At 69.6% G+C, this 6113-nt stretch carries 9 protein-coding genes; 4 read left to right on the forward strand and 5 right to left on the reverse strand.

The features are described 5' to 3' along the window. Positions 1–214: 214 nt before the first annotated feature. The 3 genes from VGN50_RS09865 to VGN50_RS09875 all read right to left on the reverse strand — a co-directional run bounded on the left by VGN50_RS09865 (position 215) and on the right by VGN50_RS09875 (position 2185). The gene (locus VGN50_RS09865; protein ID WP_327444589.1) at positions 215–1207 is read right to left on the reverse strand and encodes an inorganic phosphate transporter; all 993 of its coding nucleotides are present in this window, start codon (positions 1205–1207) and stop codon (positions 215–217) included. An 8-nt stretch (positions 1208–1215) separates the two neighbouring features. Then, positions 1216–1842, reverse strand: coding sequence for a DUF47 domain-containing protein (locus VGN50_RS09870; RefSeq protein ID WP_327444590.1), 627 nt, complete (start codon positions 1840–1842; stop codon positions 1216–1218). Positions 1843–1972: 130 nt separating this feature from the next. After that, positions 1973–2185, reverse strand: coding sequence for a hypothetical protein (locus VGN50_RS09875; RefSeq protein WP_327444591.1), 213 nt, complete (start codon positions 2183–2185; stop codon positions 1973–1975). A 141-nt stretch (positions 2186–2326) separates the two neighbouring features. Here VGN50_RS09875 and VGN50_RS09880 point away from each other — a divergent pair, with 141 nt between their 5' ends. Next, positions 2327–2521 carry a hypothetical protein gene (locus VGN50_RS09880; protein ID WP_327444592.1) on the forward strand — a complete coding sequence of 65 codons (195 nt, stop codon included), beginning with the start codon at positions 2327–2329 and terminating at the stop codon, positions 2519–2521. A gap of 198 nt (positions 2522–2719) precedes the next feature. Here VGN50_RS09880 and VGN50_RS09885 read toward each other — a convergent pair whose 3' ends face one another. Then, positions 2720–3367, reverse strand: a complete 648-nt coding sequence (locus tag VGN50_RS09885; protein WP_327444593.1) for a hypothetical protein — start codon at positions 3365–3367, stop codon at positions 2720–2722. Between the two features lie 70 nt (positions 3368–3437). Then, on the reverse strand, positions 3438–3974 hold the full coding sequence (locus VGN50_RS09890) for a GNAT family N-acetyltransferase (protein WP_327444594.1): 537 nt from the start codon (positions 3972–3974) through the stop codon (positions 3438–3440). Between the two features lie 137 nt (positions 3975–4111). On the opposite strand from VGN50_RS09890, the gene VGN50_RS09895 reads away from it, so the two are divergent. The 3 genes from VGN50_RS09895 to VGN50_RS09905 all read left to right on the forward strand — a co-directional run bounded on the left by VGN50_RS09895 (position 4112) and on the right by VGN50_RS09905 (position 6106). After that, positions 4112–4912, forward strand: a complete 801-nt coding sequence (locus VGN50_RS09895) for a crotonase/enoyl-CoA hydratase family protein (protein WP_327444595.1) — start codon at positions 4112–4114, stop codon at positions 4910–4912. Between the two features lie 85 nt (positions 4913–4997). Continuing rightward, positions 4998–5903 carry an SPFH domain-containing protein gene (locus VGN50_RS09900; protein ID WP_327444596.1) on the forward strand — a complete coding sequence of 302 codons (906 nt, stop codon included), beginning with the start codon at positions 4998–5000 and terminating at the stop codon, positions 5901–5903. Further along, positions 5900–6106, forward strand: a complete 207-nt coding sequence (locus tag VGN50_RS09905) for a hypothetical protein (protein ID WP_327444597.1) — start codon at positions 5900–5902, stop codon at positions 6104–6106. Before VGN50_RS09900 ends, VGN50_RS09905 begins: the two co-directional genes overlap by 4 nt. The last annotated feature ends 7 nt before the right edge of the window (positions 6107–6113 follow it).

Below are 6113 nucleotides of genomic sequence, written 5' to 3' on the forward strand. Positions count from 1 at the left end.
CGCCGCAAGGAAGGGCTGAGGCAGGTCATGGACGCGGCCGGGCATGACGCCACTGTCACGGATGACCTCCGAACCCCTCGGTGGGCTGGTCGACCCCTGTGGAAGGGCCGCATCGGGGCCATCCCCTTGGGGATCCGCCTCGACTTATTGCCCCGAATCCACCCGATGGGGCTCCTGGAACCCCGAAAACGGTGGATGCGGGGCAATAAGTGGGTCAGAAGGCGACGTGGAGGACCCAGAAGCAGACGGCCGCCACGAGACCCGCACCCGGGAACGTGAGGATCCACGCCCCGACGATGTTGCCCGCCACCCCCCAGCGCACGGCCGACAGCCGCTTCGTCGAGCCCACCCCCATGATCGCCGAGCTGATGGTGTGCGTGGTGGAGATCGGCGCCCCATAGGCCAGCCCCGCGATGTAGAGGATCGCCGCGGCCGTCGTCTCGGCGGCGAAGCCCTGCGGCGGGTCGAGGTGGATGATCCGGCGCCCAAGCGTGCGCATGATCCGCCAACCGCCGGCATACGTGCCCAGGGAGATGACGACGGCCGACATGAGCAACACCCACAGCGGCACGCCGGAGCCCGCGTAGTAGCCACCCACCGTCAGCGCCAGGACGACCACACCCGCGCTCTTTGCGGCGTCCTGCAAGCCGTGACCGAAGGCCATCGCGGCGGCCGAGATGGTCTGGGCGTAGCGGAAGCCGCGGGTCACGCGACCGGGGTGCGCTCGGCGGAACAGCCACAGGATCGCCGTCATCACGATGTAGCCACCGATGATCGCGAGGATCGGCGAGACCACCATCGGGATGACGACCTTGCTCCAGATGCCCGCCCACTTGACCGTCGCGCCCGCTGCGAGCGCGGCACCGCCCAGACCGCCGATCAGGGCGTGGGAGGACGACGAGGGCAGGCCGTACCACCAGGTCAGCAGGTTCCATCCGATCGCACCGAGGAGAGCGGCGGAGACGAGCACCAGCCCGGCCGTGCCGTGGGGGGCGGCGATGATGCCCTTGCCGACGGTGTCGGCGACCTTCTTGCCGAAGAACGCCCCAAGGAGGTTGGCCACTGCCGCCATGACGAGGGCCACCCGGGGGGTGAGGGCTCGCGTCGACACCGAGGTGGCGATGGCGTTGGCCGAGTCGTGGAAGCCGTTGGTGTAGTTGAAACCCATCGCCAGCGCGATGACGATCGCGATCGGAAGCCACTCCATGAGGGGACTCAGGACTCCTTGACCGCGATGCTCTCGACCTTGTGGGCGACCTTCTCGAAGGCATCGGCGGCGGCCTCGAGCTCCTCGACGACCTCCTTGAGCTTCATGATCGTGATGGCGTCGCTGCCGAAGTCGCCGTTGAACAACCCCGCGAGCAGCCGTCGGTAGATCTGGTCGGCCTGGTTCTCGAGCCGGTTGATCTCGATCCAGTACTCGGCGAGGTCCTTCATCGAGCGCAGCCGGGGCATCGCGTCGGCGGTCAGCTCGGACATGCGCGACAGCACCTCGACCTGGTCGGAGATACCGGCCGGCAGGTCACCGATCCGGTAGAGCACGATCAGGTCGACGGTCGCGTCCATGAGGTCCATGCAGTCGTCGAGCGCCGAGGCCAGCCCGTGGATGTCCTCACGGTCGAACGGGGTGATGAACGAGCTGTTGACCTTGCGGATGATCTCGTGAGTCGCTTCGTCGGCGCCGTGCTCGATCTCGCGCATCCGGGCCGCCACGGCCTCACGCTCGGCGGCCGGCGTCCCCAGGATGGTGGTCAGCTCGCGGGCGCCCTCGATGAGGTGGGCTGCCGACTTGGCGAACAGATCGTAGAAGACGTTCTCCTGGGGGGTGAGGCGAATGCCCACGGTTCTCTCCGGTCACACAGGGGGATGGCCGTGGATGATGCTACGGCCATCGTCCTCGGGCCGCGCAACCTGGTGTTCACCTCACCACCACCCGACGGCTACGTGACCGCCGACGGGACGTCAACAGCGCTCAGGCGTCCTGCCGCCGCAGCTCACGGGGGCCGGGCACAGATACCCGCGCGTCGCGGTGAAGCCGCTCGATGCCGAGGATCAGGTCGATCTGCTCGTCGGTCAACGGGCCCTCGCTGGCAGAGGCCGCGACGACGAGCTCCCCGACGAGCTCGATCTCGTGTTGCAGAGCATCGTCGGTGAGCTCGCCACCGGCGGCCGGGTCCGTTGTCATGGGACGACGCTAACCGAGCACTGGATCGTCGGCGTCGATTGTTTGCCATTCCTTGAAGACCTCGTCACACGAACTACCCATCTGGATCATGCTCGCACCACCCGGACTAGTTCCTTTGGCCTATGCCTCATGATGGTCCGCATGGCATCTGCACCGGTCGAAGCGCCACCGAGCGCTGCGGGTGACCGAGAGGGTGTCGCCGAGGACCGGGGGTCCTTCAGCCATGGCGTATGCCGCGTGTGCGGCTGGCGTGGCCCCGGTCGCCGTTCGCGGCGCGTTGCCCGGCACGACGCCGCCCGGCACCTGTGCGCCGGCGGGCTCGTGCTGGCGTTCTAGCCGCCTCGCCAGGCGAAGTTGTGCGTCGGGCCGGGAGCGCCTCACGGCGCGTGGCCGCTCGAAGCGGCTTCAGTTGGGACCCGGGGCTACCGCGGCCCGACGCACGTCTGACTGTAACCCCAGCCACCGGATGGATGTTCCCGAACCACCGGCCTGTGGATATCCGGGGCGGACGCGACGACGACCGCTCAGCCGCGCTCAGATCAGGTCGCCCGCCAGCCACAGCCGCGCGCACGCCTCGAGGTCCTCCGAGGTGCCGAGCATGGAGGCCGCGCGTCGGGTCTGAGCGCCTGCTGCGTCGCGGTCCTGCACGTCCAAGGTGTGCGCCCGCTCGGCGCGCCCTGCCGCCACCACCCGGCAGAAGGCGGCGGCACGCTGCAGCGCCACGGCCAGGTCGCCCTCGAAGACTCCCCGCAGAACAGCATCGGTGAGGTGACGGACCTCGTCCGGGCCAGGCGGTTCGGCGACCCCGGCGACGGCATGGTTGACGTCCGTGAACCGCATGCCAGCGGCATAGTCGGCGCTGGCCTCCTCGGGGCTGCGCTGGACCCACTCGCGCAGGGCATACAGCCGCCACAGCGCCCCGGGCAGGCTGCGCGCCGGCCGGTCGGCCCACAGCTCGGCCAAGGTCGAGAGTCCCAGCTCGTCCACCAAAGCCACGAGGCGGCTGGTCAGTGCCGGGTCGTCGGCGGCACGGCCCGTGCCGACGAGCACCGCTGCAGTCTCGTGGGCGATCTCGGTGACTTCGGCGGGATCGGGGACCATGCCACCCTGCGACTCCATCGCGGCAGGGCTGAAGAACGCAGGCCGGCGCGGGCCTGGGCGACCACTGGGCTCGTTCTTCATCGGGACCAGTGTCTCAGCGACGGGCGACGAGCGCCCTCCCGCCTCTCCTCCGAGCGGCGCGCCAGTCGACCTAGACGGAGTCGGTGCGGAAGACCTCGAGCGGCATCCCGTAGTACCGGTCGGTGCGCCCGATGTGCTCCATGCCGAGACGGCGACACACCGCTTGCGAGGGATGGTTGTCCGGGTTCACGACGGCCAGCACGTGGTCCAGTCCCGCGTCGATGCCGCGACCGATGGCTGCTCGCGCCGCTTCGGTCGCGTAGCCGTGACCCCAGTGGTCGGGATGCAGGTGCCATCCCACCTCCACCTCGCCATCCACCTCGCCACCCGCAAGCGGCAGCAGGAGCACGGTCCCCACCGGCAACCCGGACCTGCGCAGCGTCAGGCACCAGACCCCGTAGGTCGGGTCGGCTTCGCCGAGCGACGCCCAGCGCTCGGCTCGCCGCACGGCTTGGTCCAGGCTCTCCAGCGCCTGAGGTGTGGCCCCCAGCCACCGCGCCACCTCCCACCGGGAGTAGATGTCGAACAGGGCCTCGGCATCATGCTCGGTCCACGGCCGGATGACCAGGCGCTCGGTCGTAGCCACCACGGCCGTTCTGTCGTCCACCGCGGATGTCCTCCCTTCCAGGCGACCGCGTCGGGGGCGCTCCGGTCCAGAGCGACTGGGCCCCACTCGGTCGTTACAGTATTCGGCGCGGGGCCAATCCCACTGCACCCCATGGCATACGGACGAAGGAGTCTCGTGTGAGCGCGCACGTTCGCGTCGAGGCCGACGGTCCGGTCACCGTGATCCACCTCGACAAGCCGCAGCGGCGCAACGCTGTCGACGGACCGATGGCGGCCGCCCTACGCGACGCCTTCATGGCGTTCGAGTCCGAGGACTCCCAGCGCGTCGCCATCCTGACCGGCGACCATGGCCACTTCTGCGCGGGCGCCGACCTCGAGGCGATCCGGGACCCCGCGCTGCGTCACGAGCTCGACCCCGACGGCGGCGGGGCGGGGCCGATGGGCCCGACGCGGATGGCACTCACCAAGCCGCTGATCGCGGCTGTCGCCGGGTATGCCGTGGCGGGAGGCCTCGAGCTCGCCCTCCTGGCCGACCTGCGAGTGGTGGAGGAGGACGCGGTGTTCGGGGTGTTCTGCCGGCGGTGGGGCGTGCCGCTGATCGACGGCGGGACCGTGCGCCTGCCACGCATCGTGGGACTGGGGCGTGCTCTGGACCTCATCCTGACGGGGCGTCCGGTCGACGCGCACGAAGCCCACGCGATGGGGTTGGCCAACCGTGTCGTCCCGGTCGGCCAGGCACTGAGCGTGGCGCGGAAGCTCGCGCACCAGCTCGCTGCGTTCCCCCAAGGCTGCCTGCAGGTCGACCGCGACTCGGCCTACCGGTCGTTCGACCTCCCGCTCAGCGAGGCTCTGCGCGCGGAGGGGGCTGCAGGCGTCTCGGTCGTCGCCGCCGAGGGACTTGCGGGCGCAGCCAGGTTCGCCGCTGGCGCCGGCCGTCACGGATCCTTCGACGGTCCCCACGACACCGAAGCACGGTAGCCCGGTCGCGGCTGGAAACCCCTGGTGCGGCGCTCCGAAAAGTGCTATCTATGTGATATCACTTTTTTGAGCTGAGGAGTGCGACATGGCCAGCGTCGACCCAACGGACAGTGTGGGACCGGTCGGCCACCAGGGAGTGCGAGTCGACATCACCGAGCGACCCGCCCTGGCCGTCAACGGCTGGCTCGGCGTCGTGGTGCTCGCGGCAGCGGGCTACGGGATCTATCTCGTGGGTAGACACCACGAGGGTTGGCTGTGGCTGCCCTTGCTGGTCTTCGCCCTGGTCGCGAGCTCGCTGGTGATCGTCCCTCCGGGACAGACCTCCGTGCTGCAGTTCTTCGGCCGCTACGTCGGGACCGTCCGCAAGCCCGGCTTCTGGTGGATCGCCCCGCTCATCGTGCGCCGCAGCGTCAGCGTGCGGGTCCGCAACTTCGAGACGAACCACCTCAAGGTCAACGATGCCGACGGCAACCCAGTGGAGATCGCGGCGATCGTCGTGTGGCAGGTCGCGGACACGGCGAGATCGACGTATGCCGTGGACAGCTACCAGAACTTCGTGTCGGTTCAGGCCGAGTCGGCACTGCGTCACGTCGCGACCAGCCACCCTTACGACGACCACACCGACACCGGAACCTCGCTGCGCGGGTCGAGCGACGTCGTCTCTGCCCAGCTGGCCGTCGAGGTGGCGGAGCGCGTCGTCATCGCCGGCGTGGAGGTCGTGGAGGTCCGCATCTCCCACCTGGCCTATGCGCAGGAGATCGCGCAGGCGATGCTTCGCCGTCAGCAGGCCAACGCCGTCGTCGCCGCGCGCAGCAGGATCGTCGAGGGTGCGGTCGGCATGGTCGAGCTCGCCCTGAACCGGCTGGCCGAGAAGGGCGTCGTCGAGCTGGACGAGGAGCGCAAGGCCACCATGGTGAGCAACCTGATGGTCGTCCTGTGTGGTGACCAGCCGCCGACGCCGGTCGTGAACACCGGCTCCCTGTATACGTGAGCGAGCGTCGGCAGGTCCTGCTCCGGGTCGACCCGGCGGTCCATGACGCCCTGATGCGCTGGGCCAACGACGAGTTCCGCAGCGTCAACGCCCACATCGAGATGCTGCTGCGCCGCGCGCTGGACGATGCGGGCCGGATGCCGAAGCAGGCCGCGCCGCTGCCCCAACGCGGTCGCCCCAAGGCCGCCTCGGGCGAGAAGTGACGGCCCA

The organism is Pedococcus sp. (assembly GCF_036000045.1).
Lineage (GTDB): Bacteria > Actinomycetota > Actinomycetes > Actinomycetales > Dermatophilaceae > Pedococcus.

Excerpts from the sequence above, each read along its gene's own strand:
- VGN50_RS09865 (WP_327444589.1), bottom strand. The coding sequence starts at position 1,207 with ATGGAGTGGCTTCCGATCGCGATCGTCATCGCGCTGGCGATGGGTTTC.
- VGN50_RS09875 (WP_327444591.1), bottom strand. The coding sequence starts at position 2,185 with ATGACAACGGACCCGGCCGCCGGTGGCGAGCTCACCGACGATGCTCTG.
- VGN50_RS09880 (WP_327444592.1), top strand. The coding sequence starts at position 2,327 with ATGGCATCTGCACCGGTCGAAGCGCCACCGAGCGCTGCGGGTGACCGA.
- VGN50_RS09885 (WP_327444593.1), bottom strand. The coding sequence starts at position 3,367 with ATGAAGAACGAGCCCAGTGGTCGCCCAGGCCCGCGCCGGCCTGCGTTC.
- VGN50_RS09900 (WP_327444596.1), top strand. The coding sequence starts at position 4,998 with ATGGCCAGCGTCGACCCAACGGACAGTGTGGGACCGGTCGGCCACCAG.